Source organism: Mycobacterium sp. NPDC003449 (assembly GCF_053588415.1).
This window is the reverse complement of sequence record NZ_JBSFPX010000055.1, coordinates 1-17,940: the sequence shown is the minus strand read 5'-3', so window position 1 is coordinate 17,940 and position 17,940 is coordinate 1. Positions and strand designations below refer to the sequence as shown.

The following is a 17,940-nucleotide window of genomic DNA, read 5'->3' as shown; positions in this document are numbered from 1 at the left end:
GCTCGGATCGTCGAGCCGACCAGCAAGCTCGACGCCTCCCGCGTGCTCGCTGACCTTGGTGCCCAGTTGGTGTCCTACAAGACCATCGACCGTCATGTCCGCAGGATCCATGCCCGCGGACACCGCGATGTGATCGCCGAGAAATGCTTCGCCTGCGCCACCGACTGCGGCGGGCTGTCGCTGATCTTGTACGACGTCACCACGCTCTATTTCGAAGCGGAGTCCGAGGATGCGCTGCGTAAGGTCGGCTACTCCAAGGAACGCAGGGTTGATCCGCAGATCGTCGTCGGTCTGCTGGTGGACCGCACCGGATTCCCCTTGGAGATCGGCTGTTTCGAAGGCAGCACCGCTGAGACCACCACGATCGTCCCGATCGTCACCAGCTTCCTGGCCCGCCACGACCTGACCGGCACACCGATGGTGGTGGCCGCGGATGCCGGGATGCTGTCGCAGAGCAACCTCGCCGCCCTCGATGAACAGGAGCTGTCATTCATCGTGGGTTCCCGCATGACGAAGGCGCCCGGCGATCTGGAATCCCACTTCCATTGGAACGGTGACGTTTTCGCCGACGGCCAGATCATCGACACCGTGACACCCCGGCACGGCAACACCCGCGTCAACGACACCAAGAAACGCGCTGAACCGATCTGGAACGCCGACGACACAGGTGCGTGGCGGGCGATCTGGTCGTACTCGGCCAAACGAGCCCGTCGCGACCAGAAGACCCTGGCGGCTCAAGAAGCGAGGGCACGGGCGATCGTCGCCGGCGAGAAGAAAGCCAAGTCAGCACGATTCGTCAAAGCCAGCGGCGATAACCGCGCCGTCGACGAGGCCAGTTTGGCCCGGGCCCAATCGTTGGTCGGGCTCAAGGGCTACGTGACCAACCTGCCGGTCACCGTGATGCCCGCCGCCGAGGTCATTGCGAAGTACCACGACCTGTGGCACGTGGAGAAGTCATTTCGGATGTCCAAGACCGACCTCGATGCCCGGCCCATGTTCAACCGCATGCGAGATGCCATCGAGGCCCACTTAACCATCGTGTTCGCCGCCCTGGCCGTCTCGCATGCCGTCCAGTCGCGCACCGGACTGTCGATCGCCAAGGTCGTCAAGATGCTGCGTCCACTGCGTTCGGCGACCATCACCATCAACGGCGCCACCCAGACCTTCCCGCCGGCGATTCCTGACCCCGAACGCAAAATCCTCAGCGACCTCGGCTTCACACCTGGGTACTAAGCAAAATGTCCAAACTCAGGTCAGGGAACGCGGCCACGATGCGGCGTTGCCTGTGGACAGATCGGTGGTGGAGTAGGGCCGGCATGGACTTGCGCTTGTTGGCAACCTCCTAATTGCGCTCAAAATCCTTAGGACATTGTCGGTGCGAAGCGCTACCTTTCCGTGCATGACAGACCCAGCGGCCCGGATGCGAAAAACACAGTCCGTCATGACCATCACCCAACGAGTTATTCGGGCATGGCGAGCTAGCGAATGGGCAGCGCTTCGTCAGGTGCGTCCAGACGGCAGCAGCACCGAGCCCGATCCGGCGCTGTTTGTGCCTCAGGCCGGCAGCAGTCTGGAACTCGATGACGACGGGTTCATGCCGGAACTCGGCGCCAACCTTGTGAGCTCAACTGCACGATTCCCCGTGATGAGTGCTGCAGAGAATCTCGTCGGTGCAGCCCAGGCCCATGGTGCGGCGTTCGCAGAAGGGCGCCTTGCCACCACGTCCGTAGGGTCGTTGTGCCGGTGTGCCCTGGAGTCGTCGGCGAAAACCATCTGGTTGCTCAGCCCGTCCGACCGAGATGAGCGCCGCGCACGTTGCCTCGGATTCAACGAGCGCGAACGGTCCTACCAACAACCCTTCATCGATATAGAACGAGAGATTCTAAACGAGCGCACCGATCCTCAGCAGGCTGCTGATATCCGACGATTCGAGGCGCACGTCGCTGAGTACGACGCCCGCACAGAGGCAATCAAAATGATTCCGGAAGACCGGCGCGTGAAGCCTCCACGCAAATTTGAGCGAGTGGTCGAGGTCGCCGCTGCGTGGATTGATGAGAACCGGCCACCCCACGCCGTCAACGAAATCTCGCGCGGCATGACCCTTGGTGCGAAAAGGTTCTACGCGTCCGGATCCAGTTTCGTGCATGGCTTCAAATGGATGACCTCTTACATCGGTGATGACGAAGGCACTCTTAAACTCGCCGCTGATGGGTTCGGTGCGGCAGTGATCATGACGGAGTGCGCGATCGCTCTGGTAGAAGCCCAGTCGGCCGCTCCCGGCCGCCTTTCACAGCGACGGAAAAACTACCCAGACTGGCTGAGGTCGACCGTAGCCGCCTGGGCTCCGCGTTACGTGTAAAGGTTGTGGTGTAACGGCGAGGTACTTGTCATACCAGTCAGACACAATTCAGAAATGGCCAAGAACTCTGACGCCTCCGACGAATCGGTGACTCCGGCGATGAGAAGCACGACCCAGCGCCACGACCCTGACTACTTCGCGCGCAAAGCGGCTGAATCTGAGCGCAAGCGCCGACAGATCATTGCCGATGTGGCCCGCACCGCTGGCCCACACGATGACATCGATTTTCTTACAAAACGTGAGTTGTACACTGCGGGCCTCATCGGTGCGTCTGAACTTCACGCCACGGGCTCCCCCGAGTTGCTGCCCCGGGGCTGGTATGAGCACTACGTCGAGGCGCTCGGCGAGTACTGCCCCGCGCGCGTCTTCTCACTCGAAGAGGCTGGCGCTGACGCCGCAGACCTATACGAAAAGGGATTCCGCTGGATGGTGGTGTTCAGCAGGACAACCGGCCCGAGAGGTGACCGGACGTTCATCGACGTCCGCAGTTTCGCCGCCGCCGCGATGGCCGAGAACGGTCAGGACGACGAGGCCCATGCACTCAACGAGCTTGCGCATATGGGTTTCAAGACCGCCGATCTACCCGCCGATATCTTTATGGGACAGTCGCCAACGACGGCGCGATCGCAGGGTGAAGGTTGGCACCCCGACCCCTCACGGCGTTACCAACTCCGTTGCTGGGACGGGCGGCGGTGGACCCACTTTGTCGCTACCAGCGGACGAACCTTTTGTGACCCACTCTGATCCGCGGAACAATCGCAGCGAGCGGCGGGGCAACGTCGTAAAGCCTAGAGCTCACTAAAGGTACGGAACACAACTCCACTGAAATCCCGAAGCCAGCGACGAAATAGCAGCTCACACACCCGATTCTGGATCGTAGCCCAGGAGCTCCTCGCCTTCCTGCTCGGAGATTGGCTTGTGATCTGGGAGGAGCGGCCAGGCTTCATCTCGCATGTAATTCAGAAGGTCCGCAGCTCTCCTGGATGGTGATTGCGATTGATGGTCGGCGTCGACATCGCTGAATGCCTCGTCATTGAAGATCGATATGTCGTCGATCCCTGCCTGATCCTCGTTCGCGTTGTCGCTCGCGGCCACCCGGGGTGACGGTCGGTGAGCTTTGTCGTCAAAGTCTGATGTATCTGACATGTGAAGCGCTCGGTCTATGTTCGGCCGCTTCCGTGGCTGCCGTCCTCTGGAACGAAGTTGTCGGGAGCGTACTTGTGTGGCAGTGCCTCAAGGTTCCGGTCTGCCCACGATTCGGCATCCGCGGCAACGTCGGGGTGGGTTGCCATCCATTGGGCATGGGCTGCGCATCGCCGGCGCATGTCTTGGATGTCGAGACCGTCGCCGTTCGTCTGCTCCCAGTCACGGTTCTCGTCGAGGACGTCGGGGTTGGCGGCTTCGGCGCGAGTGGCTGAGCGTTCTGCTGCAAATGCGGCTTCACGTTCCGCGTAGTCGCCCTTGCGCATCAGACCGCGCTCCTGAGGGCTTCGCGGCGTTCGTCATCGGGGAGTAGCCCGCCCATGGGGGTGACTTCGCGCGTTTCGATGTCGTGGCGTTCGAGGCCGGTAAGTGCGCGGAGCAGCGCGGGCAGGTCGTTGGTTTCGATGATGTGCTGCCAGCAGTCCAGGTTGGCCAGATGCGGTTGTCCGCACACTCCGCGGCGGAGGCGTTTGATATTGGCGAGAACCGTTGGCGCCCAGTCAGTTAGCGATGTGGCCGTGATGTGTGTGGCCAACTGGCGGTGCACTGCCCACGAGCGGCGTTCGGACCGGGTGAGGTTGGCGGTGGCGGTGTGGCGGTCCGCGGCTATCAGGATCTGGCCACCGTTCGGCACGTCCGTCACGCCAATCGCCGGATCAACCCGGCCGACGTCTCGGCGATCTCCTCGGCCAACGCGTGGACCCTGTCGGCACGGTCCATCTCGTCGACGATGGCGTCGACTTCTGCCCGGGTGTGCGGATCCGCCAGCATCTTGTCCAGGCGATCATTTCCGCGGATGAACTTCTCGGTCATTTTTGTCCTCATGGCACTGCCTGACCCACGACTTGATCGCTGCGTCGGCCGGCGTTGGGAAGGTGTCGTAGAACACATCGCTTATTGGAGCCGTGTCTGTGGCTGGGAGTGTCATGAACTCGTCCCTTTGAACGTTTCTACCGTTTACCAATGCTAATGCCGTTGATGTGGACATCGATAGGGCCAGTTTTCCGCGGAAAACGTGGGTTCCGACGATGGATTGCTTGGCAGTGCGATGGGTATCGTCGTGGTGTGTCGGATTACGGCGATCTCGGCGCCTCTGATCCCGGGAGCATAGCTCCTCACACGCTGTCCACGGCCGACGAAACCGGCGACTCTGACGTAGCCGATGACTACCCGCTACCGGCATGGGGGGCTGTGGCCTCCGTCCTCGATGATCTGCAACGCCAGGAACACCACTGGCCAGTTGGACGGATCATGTTCCAGGCGTTGATCTACTTCGCCACCCAGGCCGGAATCCCGACCGGGCTGGACTTCCAACGCGGCAACCGCAGGCCCTTCGCCCCGCTTCTCGAATGTCACCTCGGAAGCCTTCAGAATAGCGGGGTTGTCGTCGAACGACAGGCGGGCAAAATACCCGAAATTCGAATTGGCCCAACCTATCACGCCGCCATCAGCAGGTACCACGACTGTCTGGAGCAGTGGCGTGCTGACGTCGATCGCACCGTCGATCTTATGGCTCGTATGGATACCAAGACTGCCGAAGTCGCGATCACCGTACACTTCACCGCGCGCATCTTGACCGAGGAGTATGGTCGCCGACCAACGGCCACCGAAGTCATTACTTCAGTCGAGCAGTGGACCCCCAATGTCGGTCGTAATGACATCGTTGATGCACTCGCCGTGCTCGGCCTACGTGGCTGGCTCGATGTCGAACTGGACGCCAAGGCCGCCGAGATGCTTGACGCACTCATTGACAGCTGACATGGCATACAAATAGGAGGCGGACGTCATGGCCGAATCTACAACGCCAGCGAAGGCGACCTCCGACGAGACAACTGCACCGTTCAACGACGCTGTCGTCAAGAAGGCCGCTCAGCGCGCTGCGGAGGCCTCGACCAGGCTTGAGAACCGTGACACCCCCGCCGGTTATGTTCGCGGAGAGGGCGTGAAACGGCTCTTGGCTGAGCGTGAGGCGCGCAAATACTGAGGCGCTCGTGACGGTGATGCAGGCTGCATCACCGGCACAGTCCGCAGCTGGGTTGTTCTTACACCGGTCCTGGTGACGTACGAAGCACCCAAGTCCGAATCGCAGCGGAGGCGCTCAAGGCATCATCCCGGTTCGTTCGTGCTTTCGCCGTGAAGGCCCGTTGGCCTTGTGCAGCTGTGGTTGTCGCCGGTAGAGCGCGCCAACGGAAGTTGTGCGCGAGGCGGTGCAACCGGTGCACAGTGACGTCGTGCTCATCCAAAGCCTCTACCAGTCGCCGGCACGACTTGAGGAGCTCAGTCTGCCTAATGTGCTGGCCCCCATCGGCATACGAGCGAACGTATGCGACGTGCTTACCGATCAAGACCGAGAGGTTCTCTAGTTGGTCGCTCCGGGCCGTGAATTCGTCGACGATGGCTCGGTTCGCCTGGCGTTGTTGGTGGCGACGGTGCGCGGGCATTGCGGTGCACATATCTCGGATCGCTGCACCACATTCGATTGCGGTCGAGGCAAACTCCTTGCGGAGCTCTAGGTCTGCGAAGAACGTCTGGGTCTCGATACTCCCCCCGGGAGCGTGAAGTTCAAACGACAGTCCGATCGCTTTCGCGGCGGCTCCGGCGTCGGCAGCGAGCTGATTGAGTGAGCGCTTCCGCGCCCATGTCCTATCGCACTTCGCGTGGGGCCCAAGGGCCGACTGCACGCGCCTGGGTTGAGCTCCCGCGGCAATTGCAAGGCGAGCAAAAGCTTTGATCGCATCGATGTAGGGATCCGCAGCCATAAACGGATCGTAATACCCGCGACGGACACCACGGACAATGTCGACCACCACAGGGGTTGACCTGCATAGACAGACCAAATCTCAGTCTGTTCGACGTTCCGCTCGCTTGCGTTCAGGGTGATATGTGCACGTACCGACTGGATGGTCCAGCTGGACGAATAACGCAAGGAGTAGCTGTGGATATATCACTGGGATCCGGTGCGCGGGTGGTTGTTTCAGGAGCACCGCGTGCCAGATCGCGTTACGGGTCAAAGCCTGATGGGTCTCGGGGTCCGACAGGTCCGGAGCTCGATTCGGCGGGCATTCCGCAGTTTCAGTTCGGCGCGACGCTCGCAGGTGGCTTGGCAGGTTGGGTCGAGGGTGTGTCGGTGGTAGTGGCAGAGCCACTCGCGGAAGACCTGCCACCGGTGGGAACACTCGTAGAACTCAGTGGTGCTTTGAGCCTTTCGGTTCGCGGTGGTGACTATGGTTCGACGCGGGCGACTGTGTCCGGGGTCAGCGGCGTTCGTTCGCTGGGCAGCGCCGTTGATGCCCTGGCGGCGGTCGGCGCACCGAGTCGGCGTGGCGGCGGTGAGGCATGACACCACAAGTGATGCGCCGACGTGTCTGGGTCGCACTGCTCGCAGCGGCGCTGCTGTTGCTTGGCACAGCGGGCGGATACGAGTTGGCGCTAGGGACGAGAACGACACCGTCGCAGTTGGTGTCGCCTCAGGGCGCCTCAGCGCCTGCGCCTGCAGTTTCGCGGGTTGTTGAGTCGCGGGGTGTCTCAGATTGCCATCCGATGGACGGTGGCGAACTTCTGTCTTTGGGGCGCTACAGCTTTGCTACAAGATCGGCGGTTCCCGTGGCAATTGATTTCACTTTTCGTGTGTGGGGTCCAAGGTGTGTCATCTCCGCGGGCATCGTTAAGCCAGCAGGGTTTGGTGCGTCAGCCGGCGGACTTGAATGGTCGGCGCCAGCGTGGGACGAAAGTCACGCTGGTCCTCGCTCAGCGGAACTGGTTGATGTTCCAGGTCTTTCAGATTGCGGCCCGGGGGTGCGTCAAGGTGCGTGGGGCGACAACAGCGGCGGTGGCCCGTTCGTCGCGGTGCTCGGGCGGGACGGAACGCTGTGGGGTCCGCGCTGCTTCGTTTCGAGTGGGGTGGCGACGTCGTGAAGCATGTGACGCTCTGGGCGGTCGCTGTGTTGGTAGCGATCGGTACGGCAGCTCTATTCGGCGTCGGCGATCTGGCCACAACGCTTTGTCTGACCCTTGGAGCAGTCTGGGCAGTGGTAGCAGTGGCCCTACGGATTCGCCGTCGCCGCTTTCTGCGCTCGTGGAGCGCGGCGGGCCTTACCCCCGCAATGGCGGTGCTGATAGACCGAGCACGGTGGTGGGCTGTGTGCTCGTCGGTCGGGCTGGATCGCAGGTCGGATCGATGGGTGTCCGGAACCGGTCGGAAGGCCGTTCCGACGCGTGTTCGGGTCTTTCCAACCGTCGGCCCTATCGCACCCGCTCCATTTGGCGCCGTAGTCACTGTTTGGGGAGTTGACGGGCAAGCGCTAGCTGATTGGGTGCGGTTGTCCCCAGCGTTAGCAGCAGCCTTGCGGGTTCCGGCCATAACCGTGACCGCACCGCGGCCAGGAGAGTTCGCTTTGGCGTTGAGGACGTCCGATCCGCTGGCCGCTCCCATGCATCTTGATGGGCCGGTAGTAGCCGAGCCCGATACTTGGGGACTTCCTCTTGGCCTGGACGAGGTAGGGCACGGACTTGGACTCCCGCTGGAGAACGTGTCCGGCATCTTGATCGGAGGTACTCCTGGCTCCGGCAAGTCGGCCTACTTGGGCTTTGCCCTCGCGGGATACGCTGCGCGGCCGGATATCCAGCTGGCCATCGTGGATGGCCGGGGTGGCCATGATCACGATGCACTCGCACCTCGGTGCTGGCGGTACATTGCCGGCGATACCGCACACGACCTGCTCACGGTTCGCGATGCCCTTCGAGCCGTCCAGACACTGATGCGCGAGCGGATCTCGAGCTCACTGGAGCTATACGGGCATCACAACCTTTGGTCCGTATGGCCGTCGCCGCAGCATCCCGCCGTCTTCTTGGTCATCGATGAGTTCCAGGCGTACATGCCAAACCAGTTCACAGCGAAAGCGGACAAAGAAATAGCAGGTGAAATCACATCGATAGTCACAGACGTGGTAAAGCGCGGTCGGTCGGCCGGAGTTGTCGTCTTCTTGGCGACTCAGCGGCCAACGACAGATTCGATTCCGTCTGCACTTCGTGACAATTGCGGCAATCGCATCTGCTTCTCGGTGATGAATCGCGATTCCGCTGAAGCGGTACTAGGTACGCATTCAGCCGAGGATGACGTGTCACCTATTCGCCAACCAACAGGCATTGGGGTGACGGTCGTCAACGGTGGATTAGTGAGGTTCAGGGCCCCGCTTGTTCCAGAGCACCGATTGGCCGAATATGTGTCATCGTTCGGCGATTTGGCCACTGATCCCCTTGATTTATTAAGCAGTTATCTTGCGATCGGTGCGAATGAGGAGGATTTGAAGAATGCCTGAGGACGTACTCGCGGATTTTCATCCGCTTCGACAGGCAGCAATCATTCGCCGTCATGTCGTCGAGTTCGAGGGGACGACGGGAGACGGAGCTCACCGCTATAGGTCACCGTCTGAGGTTCGTTCAGTGGTAGCGGAGTTGATTGATCGCGATCAGACGGAGGGACTTTCGAGAAACGGCCTGTGTGCGTTCACTCGCCAGCGGGTGAGGGCGTCGGAGCGCGAGCCTGCTAAATCGGGTTGGCGACGTGAAATGTTCGAGGCGATGTCGGCATTCGGCACTCAATGCTGGGCGTGCGATTCGAACCGCGCCTGCTATATCGACCATGATCATTTCACCGGCCAGGTCCGCGGCCTCTTGTGCGCAGAATGCAACCGGAACATTGACGACTGCCTCCATCCCTGGGGGGTCGAATGCTGCGCGTCTGCATATTTGAACTCCTGGCCGGCAGAATTTCTTTCCTATCATTATCGACCTGAAAATACGGTGAAGCGCTTTGATCGCATTCGTTGCCATGTACTGGGATTCAATATCTTCGAAGTGAAATGCTGGCCATCTAGGAATCCAGCGGAGTGGATTTGGGAGCCTCCGCAGGATGAGTCGCTGCGACATTTGGAGCAGTGCAAGCTACGCGAGCTTCGGGCAGAGTTTGCAGCTGGACGCCTTGTTGCTCGGACACAAGGAAACGCGTAGCGGATTCCGCGTGAGCCAAAAAACGGAGATAACACGGAACGAAAGGATTCAAGAAATGACTGTCAATACTGATGTGCCGGAATTGCTGACGGCACGCGAAGCCGGGGAACTGTGTGGCATTGCGCCATCAACGCTCCACGAGTATGCGGTGCGCCTCGAGGCAGGCGGAGCTCAGCAGGGACCGCCGCATGTGGCACTGGGACCGCGGCGGCGCCGATGGGTACGTGCTGACGTGATCGCCTGGTTGGAGGCGCGTCGTGTCGGACGGTGAATCGAGCATCTCGTTAGGGCGGATGTTCGACGGAATGAATGAGAAGCAGCGTCAACGGTGCCAACGCGATTTGCTATCTAAGTCATCGGCCGTTGCAAAACACGGTTGGTTCGAGTACCGACGCATCTGGTCGCAGGGTGAGGTGGTCGCGGTGGCCCTGGTCCTGGACGATACGGAAGAACTTGTGCGACAGTTCGATACGAAGACTTCAGCACTGAATCGCTGGGCGTTTGATCCATGGGGACTCGATGCCGGCGAGATAGAGGTGAAATCGGGGTGCCCGCGGACTCGTGAGTTCTTTGATTCGCTGAGAGCAGTCATTCGCGGGGAAGGTTGCACCGTAGTCCGGACTACCAAGACAGATCCCGACGGCTACGCGCAGACGGTGCACGAGACGAATCGGGAAACCGGGTACTGATGGCGATCACCAAGTACCTCACGGGCGCCGGTGAGCCACGTTGGCGGGTGGAGTGGCGTGTACCGGGTCGAGTAAAGCGGCGCAAGGTGTTTCGTACTGAGCGGCAGGCCAGAGCATTTGAGGCCGAAGTCATATCGGCGAAGAACCGCGGCATGGTCGTTGATCCGAAGCGCGGCGCGAACATCACCGTCGAACTTGCGTACAGGAGATGGCTCAGCTCGCGCGCCGATCTCACACCGAAGGTTCGTCGCGGGTATGAGGACTGCTGGCGTATCGCTGTGCGTGACGAGTTCGGCGCCTGGCCGCTGACGGCCGTCGACCGTCACTCGGTCCAGGAATGGGTAAACGCGATGGCAGGCGTCGGGCCTCGCACGAAGCGGTGGCGGCACTCGGTGCTCAGGATGGTCATGCAGCACGCCGTTGACAACGAGTGGATCGTCAAGAACCCCTGCTTATCGACGACGTTTCCGGCCCTGACGCAGCGTGAGCATGTGTATCTCACTGCCCAAGAAGTTGAGCACCTCGCGGAGCTGTGCGGCGCCCAGGGGGACGTCGTGCTCATTCTCGCCTACTTGGGCCTCAGGTGGGGGGAGCTGATGGGCCTGCGGGTCTCTGACGTTGATTTGGCTGCTCGCCGGGTGCGAGTCCGCCGGTCAGTCACCCAGGTCGGCGGAAAGCTCGTCGAAGGGCGAACGAAGTCGGTGTCAGGTTTGAGGACCATTCCGATCCCGCGCCGGATCCACGACATCCTGGCCGCCCGCATCAGGGGTCGGCCACTGGGGGCGCCAGCGATTACGTCGCCGCGGGGAGCGTTGTTGAGCCGGGAGAACTGGGTGCGGGCAGTACGGTGGAATCAGCAGCGCGAACGCATCGGCCGACCGACCTTGCGGATACACGATCTCCGCCACACTTACGCATCTCTTGCACGTTCAGCTGGCGCCGACCTTCGACTATTGCAGCGCACTCTGGGCCACGCCTCAATCACCGTCACGGCGCACACCTACGCGGACCTCTATGACACCGATCTGGACGCCGTCGCTGATGCTCTCGACGCACTGAACTCCGCGACGAAAACTGACCTTCCGTCTGGCAACGCAGAACAGGATGGCCCACCACAGGCCCACCGCGAGGGCTAACGACCAATAATGACCGAGTTGGACAAGCACGAATCCACCAGATGACCTGCGGATTCCTTTGTGGCCAGGGCCGGGATCGAACCGGCGACCTTCCGCTTTTCAGGCGGACGCTCGTACCAACTGAGCTACCTGGCCGGAAGGCCCCGACTCTTACGAGCCGATGTGCCTCGCCGTAATGGCGACCCTGACGGGACTCGAACCCGCGACCTCCGCCGTGACAGGGCGGCGCGCTAACCAACTGCGCCACAGGGCCTTGCTGCGCGACACCACCAACATACGTCGCACGTACCCCCTACGGGATTCGAACCCGCGCTACCGCCTTGAAAGGGCGGCGTCCTAGGCCGCTAGACGAAGGGGGCCAGCCGAATCGCTCCGGGGTACTCACAACGCTGTGTCGTTGGGAGCTTGCATAGCTTAGGGTACCGGTGCCCAAATCCTCAAACCGCATGGTCGCGGGGCGGATCCAGGTGGTCGCAGACACCGCGCCCGCCACCAGGTACCCTTTCACTCCGCGCCCCTATAGCTCAGTTGGTAGAGCTACGGACTTTTAATCCGCAGGTCCCAGGTTCGAGCCCTGGTGGGGGCACCGCCGCTCCCGTCGCCGCTTGACCTTGCCCCTCGGGGCAAGGTTTAGCGTGGCGGCGAGGAGTCAGCATGCACATCAGTGAATTGGCGCGGCGCGCGAACGTGACCACCAAAGCGGTCCGCTATTACGAGGACTTGGGTCTGATCAGTCCCGGCCGGGCCCCCAACGGCTACCGCGAGTACGACGACACCGACCTGAGGGCGGTGGAGGAGATCCGCACGCTCGCCGAGCTGGGTGTCCCGCCCGCCAAGGCGGCCCCGTTCATCGAATGCCTGCAGGCCGGCCACATCAATAGCGACGACTGCCCGGCCTCGCTCGCGGTCTACCGCGACAGCATCGCCGAGATCGATCGGATCGTGGCCGCCCTCACCAGCCGGCGGGCGCTGTTGGCCGGCCGATTGGATGAGATCGACGAGATCCTCACCCGCCGAACCGAGTCGCCCGCGGATTACACGACGCTGCCGTCTGGCCTTCCCGAGCCCACCGACGACGGGCGGGCCGCACACCTGCCGGGCATCCGGATCCCCGCCGTCGCGCTGACCGCCAGCAGCGGTGACCGGGTGAACCTCGCCGACCTGCCGCCGGGCCGCACCATCGTCTACCTCTACCCGCTGACCGGCCGCCCGGGCGTCGACCTGCCCGACGGCTGGGACGCCATTCCCGGCGCCCGTGGCTGCTCCACCGAAGCCTGCAACTTTCGCGACCACTTCGACGAACTGCGCGACCTCGGCGTCGCCGCGATCTACGGATTGTCCAGCCAGAGCCCGCAGTATCAGGCCGAGGTCGTCGACCGCCTGCACCTGCCCTTCCAGATGTTGTCCGACCCGGCATTCGCGGTCGCCGACGCCCTGAACCTGCCGACCTTCGCCGCGACCGGCCACCCGAAGTTGTACTCGCGGCTGACTTTGGTGATCCGCGACGGCGTCGTCGAGCACGTTTTCTACCCGATCTTCCCGCCGAACACGCACGCCGAGCAGGTCCGCGCCTGGCTCGCGCAGAACCGCTGAAAGAACTGACACCACATGCTGATTCATCCATGGGACGCCGCGCTGGATACCGCCGAGTGGCAGGACTGGCTGGCCGCTACCGACCGCTTCGGAACGCTGGCGGTCAACAATCTCGACCCGACCCAGGCTCCGCTGCTCGTACCGACCCACTTCACCAGTGCCGGAGCGGAGTTGATCGTGCACCTGGCGCGGCCGAATCCGGTCTGGGCTCACCTGGAGGCGGCCACCGAGGTCCGCTTGGCGGTGATCGGCGACTACGCCTACATCCCCACCTACTGGCGCGCCAAAGCCGGCGGACCCGACGAGGACGGCGTGCCCACCAGCTACTACTCCGCGGTGCAATTCGTCTGCCGCCCAACAGTCGTCGACGACCCCGCAGCCAAGGCAGAGATCCTGGGCCGCCAGCTCGCCGACTTTCAGCCCGAGGGGCGCCACGCGTCGGTCGGCGTCGGCCAGGAGCCCTACGGTCGGATGCTGGCGGGCATCCGCGGCCTGCGGCTGGCCGTGGTGCGGGTGGAGGCCAAGTTCAAGTACGACGACGCCAACCCGGTGGAACATCGCGAACGCGTCATCGGGCACCTGGAAGACCGCCGCCGGGGGCTTGATGTCAACGCCGCCGCGCAGCAGCGCCGCAGGCTGGCGGCCATCGGAGACTGGAAGACGCACCAGAACCGGACGTGACCGGACCCCGAGCGCGGGTCACGCGCTGCGCGCGGTCGCGATCTCGTCGGCGAGCGGGGCGATCGCGGAGATGATCTGCCCGACAATCGGCTCCGGCACCCCGGCGCCGGCCAGGCTGTCGGTGAGATGGGCCGCCACCAGATTGAAGTGGTGCAGGGTGATGCCGCGGCCCTGATGGACCTGGCGCATCGGCGCCCCGGTGTACTCCAGCGGCCCACCGAGGGCGGCCGCGAAGAACTCGACCTGCTTACCCTTGAGCCGGGCCATGTTCGTCCCGGTGAAGAAACCCGCCAGCTGATCATCGGCCAGTACGCGTCGATAGAAGTCCTCGACGACGACCTCGAGCGCCTCGGCCCCGCCGATCCGGTCATAGATGCTCATCATGCGATCAGCCTCGGCGAATCCCGTTGCCTCCCGGTTTCTCATCGGTAGCGGGCCGACTACGGGTCCCTCACACCGGCGTTTGCCCCGGCCTGCTGCACGGCATCCAGGAACGCCGATTATCGTGTCCTGCGGGGGGTCGGCGTGTTGAACGTACGGTTGAACGAAGGAGTCACGATGCTCTCCGGGCGCCTGACCACTCGGGCCATTGCCACCTCGATCGGCGCGTGCGCATGCGCGGCCGTCATGACGGTCGGTGTCGCGCCGGCCTACGCCTCTCCCGAGGACGACCGGTTCGTCGCGATCGTCAAAGAGTTGGGCATCCCGACGAACTCTCCCGAGGAGGCCGCCCAGGTGGGCCGCGGCATCTGCGATGCGGTCGAGCGGGGCAAGATCGAACCCGCCCGCACCGTCCGGGGCATCATCGCCCAGTTGATGTCCAAGGGCGTCGAGAAGGGCAAGGCCGCCAACCTGATGTGGGGCGCGGTCGACGTCTATTGCCCGCAGTACCGTTCGATCGTCGGGCGCTGACGCCGCGACGTCACACCTGCGGGCAGTAGTGCATCCCGTTGTCCCGGTGCCCAACCGGCGGCAGATTACGCGCGGGGGTGTGCACCAGCGGCGCGTCGACGGGCGCGCGCCCGGTGGCCCGGTCCCATCCGGCGCGGGCCCGTGGGTGCATCCGGCGCCGCACCGGAACCAGCTTGAAGACGTGGCCGATGATCTTGCCGAGCAGGCGATGACGCCGCTCGTCGCGGTCGGACCACGTGTAGCCCATCAGATCGCGCACGGCCGGGTCGTACAGCCCGACGGTGAACCAGACGAACAACGGGTGCAGGACGTACTTGCGCTGCAGCGCCCACAGCCAGTCCGGCATCTTCGCCGCGAACGGCGGCTTGGGCAGCTCGGACAGGTCGAGCACGTCACGGGCGGCCTTGTTGTTCTCTAACACGTTGCGGCACATGTGATCCCAGTACACCTGGAAGTCCTCCCAGGTTTCCGGGACCGGCCGCATGCTCATGCCGTACATCGAGTACCACTGCTTGTGCTCATCGAACAGCTGCCGCTTCTCGGCCTCGGTGATACCGCCGGCCAGACGCTCGGCGACGATGATCGTGCCGACGAAGAACGTCGAGTGCGCCCAGTAGAAGACCTCGGGGTTCAGGGCGTGGTAGCGCCGCCCGAGTGAGTCGACGCCCTTGATGTCGACGTGGTAGTCACGGACCTCGGCGCCGGTCTGTGGCGCCCGGTCGGTGTCGAATACCACCCCGCCGATCGGGTACAGCGAACGCAGCAGCCGGGGCCAGCGTTCCTGGAAGAAGATCGAGTGCTCCTCGACGGCGGCACCGAGCTGCGGGTGCATGTTCTGCATCGAGCCGGCCCACGGACCCTGCAGCATTCCGCGCCAGTCACCGAAGTACTTCCAGGTCAGCGAGTCGGGCCCGAGTGCGGCGGGCAGCGCCTGATAACCGTTGGGCCCGACCGGGCACCCCGCAGCGAGAACAGCGGATGCGCTGGTCACCGGGCATGTCTCAGAAGTATCTTGTGTCACAGGCGCGCTTTCTGCCGACAGGATGATCGCCTCTTGCGAATTTTTGACTACGTCCGTTGTCATAGAGTTTAGGAGCAGATGTGTCGTCCGGTCAACGACGCGGCCGATGGTCAGGGGTTCCGCTGCGGGAACGCCCGGCCCTGCGGCGCGACGAGCTGATCACGGCGGGCGTGAAGTTACTCGGCGATGCGCAGGGCCCGGCCCTGACGGTGCGCGCCGTTTGCCGCGACGCCGAGCTGACCGAGCGGTACTTCTACGAGAGTTTCGTCGACCGCGACGACTTCGTCCGCGCGGTCTACGACGATGTGTGCACCAGGGCGATGTCCGCACTGGTCAGCGCCACCACCCCGCGCGACGCGGTGGAACGGTTCGTCACGCTCATGGTCGACGACCCGATGCGCGGCCGGGTGCTGTTGCTGGCGCCCGAGTCCGAACCCGTGCTCACCCGGTCCGGGGCGGAATGGATGCCGAACTTCATCAAGCTGCTGCAGCAGAAACTGACCCGGATCGCCGACCCGGTGCGGCAGGCGATGGTGGCGACCAGCCTGATCGGGGCGTTGACGGCACTGTTCACCGCCTACCTCGACGACCGGTTGCCGGCCAGCCGCGAGCAGTTCATCGACTACTGCGTCGACATGCTGGTCGGGCGGGTGGCGAACTTCTGAGCCCGCACCCTCACTCGTCGGGGGTGCTGGCGCCTTCGAGTTCTTCCTCTTCTTCGGCCGCGGCCTCGTCGGCGGCCGCTTTGGCCTCGCGGCCGGCCGGGCTGGCCACCGAGGCACCGGGGCCGGTTGCCGTGGCATGGTCGCCGTCGCAGTTCAGCGACAGCATCACCTCGTCCTCGGAGTGGGTGTACTCGTCACCGGCGTCGCGCACGAACGGCGCATCCCAGGCGTTGGTGACCACGCAGTCGTCCTGCGACAGCTTGCTGCCGACCGTGACGGCCACCTTCGGCGAACCGCCGTCCTCCTCGATCGCCTCGGAGGCGTCGGCATAGGTCTCGCCCACCACATCGGGGGCGGCGACCGCCACGCCCGCGCCGAACAGGCCAAGCGAAAACGCGGCGGCCACCGTCCCGGCAGCCACTGCGACGAGCTTCTTCATATACGCCCTCACGGTCTTCTCACCACGGTCTGGTCCGCGGTGAGATTACCGAGCCGGGCACGCCAAAAGCGGTGGCCCGGAAGGGAACTGTGAGTGAACTGTCGACGGCCCTACTCGTCGGGCGTGCTGACCCCTTCGAGCTCTTCCTCTTCGGCGGCCGCGGCCTCGTCGGCGGCATCCTTGGCCTCGCGGCCGGCCGGGCTGCCCACCGAGGCGCCCGGGCTGGTCGCCGTGGCGTGGTCGCCATCGCAGTTCAGCGCGACCATGACCTCGTCGGCGGCATGGGTGAACTCGCCACCGTCGTCACGGGTGAACGGCGCATCCCAGGCGTTGGTGACGATGCAGTCGTCCTGCGACAGCTTGCTGCCGACCGTGACGGCCACCTTGGCCGTGCCGCCATCGTCCTCGATCGCGGTCGAGGCGTCAGAATAGGTCTGGCCGACCACATCGGGAGCGGCCGCCGCAACGCCTGCACCGAACAGGAGGGACGACACGGCTGCGCTCGCAGCGATGCCGGCTCCGGTCCCGAGAACGATGAGCTTCTTCACGTGTGCCCGACCTCCGAGTCTGGGTATCCGACGATTGACGACGACTGAATGATGAACGAGGGGTGGCGATTGTTCGACGTTCGAGCGGATCGTACCGCTCTCCGCCGCGTGGCGCAGTGCTGTTGCGGCGCCCGGGGCGTAACTTGATGTCACCGGGTTACACAGATATATTGACTGCAACCAATAGGTACAGATAACTGGGCGGCGCCCTCCGGCGCGAGGAAGGGTAAGGACCTATGTCGAAGGAACTCACCGACCTGCAGCTCCTACACGAGCTCGAGCCCGTCGTGGAGACGAGCATCAACCGCCACATGCGGATGCGTAAGGACTGGAATCCACACGATTACATCCCGTGGTCGGATGGCAAGAACTACTACGCACTCGGCGGTCAGGACTGGGAGCCCGGCCAGTCCAAGCTGTCGGAGGTCGCCCAGACCGCGATGGTGCAGAACCTGCTCACCGAGGACAACCTGCCCTCCTATCACCGCGAGATCGCGATGAACATGGGCATGGACGGCGCCTGGGGCCAGTGGGTCAACCGCTGGACCGCCGAGGAGAACCGGCACGGCATCGCACTGCGCGACTACCTCGTCGTCACCCGGGCCATCGACCCGGTGGAGCTCGAGGAACTGCGCGTCGAGCAGGTGACCCGCGGCTTCTCCCCCGGCCAGAACCAGCAGGGCGA

General features: G+C 63.5%; 22 protein-coding genes and 4 tRNA genes. 15 read left to right on the top strand and 11 right to left on the bottom strand.

What is annotated here, in order from left to right:
* The 3 genes from ACWDTP_RS16185 to ACWDTP_RS16175 form a co-directional block, all read left to right on the top strand.
* Positions 1 to 1,233, top strand: a 1,233-nt coding sequence (locus tag ACWDTP_RS16185) for an IS1634 family transposase (protein ID WP_450021418.1), incomplete at its 5' end; no start/stop codon positions are given.
* A 208-nt stretch (positions 1,234 to 1,441) separates the two neighbouring features.
* On the top strand, positions 1,442 to 2,359 hold the full coding sequence (locus ACWDTP_RS16180; RefSeq protein ID WP_450021416.1) for a hypothetical protein: 918 nt from the start codon (positions 1,442 to 1,444) through the stop codon (positions 2,357 to 2,359).
* Between the two features lie 54 nt (positions 2,360 to 2,413).
* Entirely contained in the window at positions 2,414 to 3,103 is a 690-nt protein-coding gene (locus ACWDTP_RS16175) for a DUF2510 domain-containing protein (RefSeq protein WP_450021414.1), read from the top strand.
* A 111-nt stretch (positions 3,104 to 3,214) separates the two neighbouring features.
* On the opposite strand, the gene ACWDTP_RS16170 is transcribed toward ACWDTP_RS16175, so the two are convergent.
* The 4 genes from ACWDTP_RS16170 to ACWDTP_RS16155 form a co-directional block, all read right to left on the bottom strand.
* A complete protein-coding gene (locus ACWDTP_RS16170; protein WP_450021412.1) occupies positions 3,215 to 3,454 on the bottom strand; it encodes a hypothetical protein in 240 nt (79 codons plus the stop codon).
* Between the two features lie 65 nt (positions 3,455 to 3,519).
* Positions 3,520 to 3,828 (bottom strand): hypothetical protein, encoded by a 309-nt coding sequence (locus tag ACWDTP_RS16165; RefSeq protein ID WP_450021410.1) that lies wholly within the window; start codon positions 3,826 to 3,828, stop codon positions 3,520 to 3,522.
* The gene (locus tag ACWDTP_RS16160) at positions 3,828 to 4,205 is read right to left on the bottom strand and encodes a helix-turn-helix domain-containing protein (RefSeq protein ID WP_450021408.1); all 378 of its coding nucleotides are present in this window, start codon (positions 4,203 to 4,205) and stop codon (positions 3,828 to 3,830) included. Before ACWDTP_RS16160 ends, ACWDTP_RS16165 begins: the two co-directional genes overlap by 1 nt.
* A complete protein-coding gene (locus tag ACWDTP_RS16155) occupies positions 4,202 to 4,375 on the bottom strand; it encodes a hypothetical protein (protein ID WP_450021406.1) in 174 nt (57 codons plus the stop codon). The genes ACWDTP_RS16160 and ACWDTP_RS16155 overlap by 4 nt, the downstream gene beginning before the upstream one ends.
* Positions 4,376 to 4,627: 252 nt before the next feature.
* On the opposite strand from ACWDTP_RS16155, the gene ACWDTP_RS16150 reads away from it, so the two are divergent.
* The 6 genes from ACWDTP_RS16150 to ACWDTP_RS16125 all read left to right on the top strand — a co-directional run bounded on the left by ACWDTP_RS16150 (position 4,628) and on the right by ACWDTP_RS16125 (position 11,396).
* The gene (locus ACWDTP_RS16150) at positions 4,628 to 5,320 is read left to right on the top strand and encodes a hypothetical protein (RefSeq protein WP_450021404.1); all 693 of its coding nucleotides are present in this window, start codon (positions 4,628 to 4,630) and stop codon (positions 5,318 to 5,320) included.
* A 28-nt stretch (positions 5,321 to 5,348) separates the two neighbouring features.
* Positions 5,349 to 5,546, top strand: coding sequence for a hypothetical protein (locus ACWDTP_RS16145; protein ID WP_450021402.1), 198 nt, complete (start codon positions 5,349 to 5,351; stop codon positions 5,544 to 5,546).
* Between the two features lie 2,545 nt (positions 5,547 to 8,091).
* Positions 8,092 to 8,880, top strand: a complete 789-nt coding sequence (locus ACWDTP_RS16140; RefSeq protein WP_450021400.1) for an AAA family ATPase — start codon at positions 8,092 to 8,094, stop codon at positions 8,878 to 8,880.
* A complete protein-coding gene (locus tag ACWDTP_RS16135) occupies positions 8,873 to 9,571 on the top strand; it encodes an endonuclease domain-containing protein (RefSeq protein WP_450021398.1) in 699 nt (232 codons plus the stop codon). The genes ACWDTP_RS16140 and ACWDTP_RS16135 overlap by 8 nt, the downstream gene beginning before the upstream one ends.
* A 257-nt stretch (positions 9,572 to 9,828) precedes the next feature.
* Positions 9,829 to 10,260: a hypothetical protein gene (locus ACWDTP_RS16130; protein ID WP_450021396.1), complete on the top strand. Its 432-nt coding sequence runs from the start codon at positions 9,829 to 9,831 to the stop codon at positions 10,258 to 10,260.
* On the top strand, positions 10,260 to 11,396 hold the full coding sequence (locus ACWDTP_RS16125; RefSeq protein ID WP_450021394.1) for a tyrosine-type recombinase/integrase: 1,137 nt from the start codon (positions 10,260 to 10,262) through the stop codon (positions 11,394 to 11,396). The genes ACWDTP_RS16130 and ACWDTP_RS16125 overlap by 1 nt, the downstream gene beginning before the upstream one ends.
* Before the next feature lie 61 nt (positions 11,397 to 11,457).
* Here ACWDTP_RS16125 and ACWDTP_RS16120 read toward each other — a convergent pair.
* The 3 genes from ACWDTP_RS16120 to ACWDTP_RS16110 form a co-directional block, all read right to left on the bottom strand.
* Positions 11,458 to 11,531, bottom strand: a tRNA-Phe gene (locus ACWDTP_RS16120).
* Between the two features lie 41 nt (positions 11,532 to 11,572).
* Positions 11,573 to 11,649 (bottom strand) — tRNA-Asp (locus tag ACWDTP_RS16115).
* Positions 11,650 to 11,682: 33 nt separating this feature from the next.
* Positions 11,683 to 11,755, bottom strand: a tRNA-Glu gene (locus ACWDTP_RS16110).
* Positions 11,756 to 11,909: 154 nt separating this feature from the next.
* Between ACWDTP_RS16110 and ACWDTP_RS16105 the strand changes: the two genes are divergently transcribed.
* The 3 genes from ACWDTP_RS16105 to ACWDTP_RS16095 all read left to right on the top strand — a co-directional run bounded on the left by ACWDTP_RS16105 (position 11,910) and on the right by ACWDTP_RS16095 (position 13,670).
* A tRNA-Lys gene (locus ACWDTP_RS16105) sits at positions 11,910 to 11,982 on the top strand.
* 68 nt (positions 11,983 to 12,050) lie between these two features.
* Positions 12,051 to 12,989, top strand: coding sequence for a MerR family transcriptional regulator (locus tag ACWDTP_RS16100; protein WP_450021392.1), 939 nt, complete (start codon positions 12,051 to 12,053; stop codon positions 12,987 to 12,989).
* A gap of 15 nt (positions 12,990 to 13,004) precedes the next feature.
* On the top strand, positions 13,005 to 13,670 hold the full coding sequence (locus tag ACWDTP_RS16095; RefSeq protein WP_450021390.1) for an FMN-binding negative transcriptional regulator: 666 nt from the start codon (positions 13,005 to 13,007) through the stop codon (positions 13,668 to 13,670).
* Positions 13,671 to 13,688: 18 nt separating this feature from the next.
* Here ACWDTP_RS16095 and ACWDTP_RS16090 read toward each other — a convergent pair whose 3' ends face one another.
* A complete protein-coding gene (locus tag ACWDTP_RS16090; RefSeq protein WP_450021388.1) occupies positions 13,689 to 14,054 on the bottom strand; it encodes a group I truncated hemoglobin in 366 nt (121 codons plus the stop codon).
* A 174-nt stretch (positions 14,055 to 14,228) separates the two neighbouring features.
* Between ACWDTP_RS16090 and ACWDTP_RS16085 the strand changes: the two genes are divergently transcribed.
* The gene (locus tag ACWDTP_RS16085) at positions 14,229 to 14,582 is read left to right on the top strand and encodes a DUF732 domain-containing protein (protein ID WP_450021386.1); all 354 of its coding nucleotides are present in this window, start codon (positions 14,229 to 14,231) and stop codon (positions 14,580 to 14,582) included.
* Positions 14,583 to 14,592: 10 nt separating this feature from the next.
* Here ACWDTP_RS16085 and ACWDTP_RS16080 read toward each other — a convergent pair whose 3' ends face one another.
* Positions 14,593 to 15,603 (bottom strand): oxygenase MpaB family protein, encoded by a 1,011-nt coding sequence (locus ACWDTP_RS16080; RefSeq protein WP_450021384.1) that lies wholly within the window; start codon positions 15,601 to 15,603, stop codon positions 14,593 to 14,595.
* 80 nt (positions 15,604 to 15,683) lie between these two features.
* Here ACWDTP_RS16080 and ACWDTP_RS16075 point away from each other — a divergent pair, with 80 nt between their 5' ends.
* Positions 15,684 to 16,268: a TetR/AcrR family transcriptional regulator gene (locus ACWDTP_RS16075; RefSeq protein ID WP_450021382.1), complete on the top strand. Its 585-nt coding sequence runs from the start codon at positions 15,684 to 15,686 to the stop codon at positions 16,266 to 16,268.
* 10 nt (positions 16,269 to 16,278) lie between these two features.
* Here the strand turns inward: ACWDTP_RS16075 and ACWDTP_RS16070 are convergent, their stop codons facing one another.
* Together ACWDTP_RS16070 and ACWDTP_RS16065 are read right to left on the bottom strand one after the other, a co-directional pair.
* Positions 16,279 to 16,707, bottom strand: a complete 429-nt coding sequence (locus ACWDTP_RS16070) for a hypothetical protein (RefSeq protein ID WP_450021380.1) — start codon at positions 16,705 to 16,707, stop codon at positions 16,279 to 16,281.
* A gap of 110 nt (positions 16,708 to 16,817) precedes the next feature.
* A complete protein-coding gene (locus tag ACWDTP_RS16065; RefSeq protein WP_450021378.1) occupies positions 16,818 to 17,255 on the bottom strand; it encodes a hypothetical protein in 438 nt (145 codons plus the stop codon).
* A gap of 236 nt (positions 17,256 to 17,491) precedes the next feature.
* On the opposite strand from ACWDTP_RS16065, the gene ACWDTP_RS16060 reads away from it, so the two are divergent.
* Positions 17,492 to 17,940 (top strand): acyl-ACP desaturase (locus ACWDTP_RS16060; RefSeq protein ID WP_450021376.1); only part of this gene is annotated, 449 nt, incomplete at its 3' end.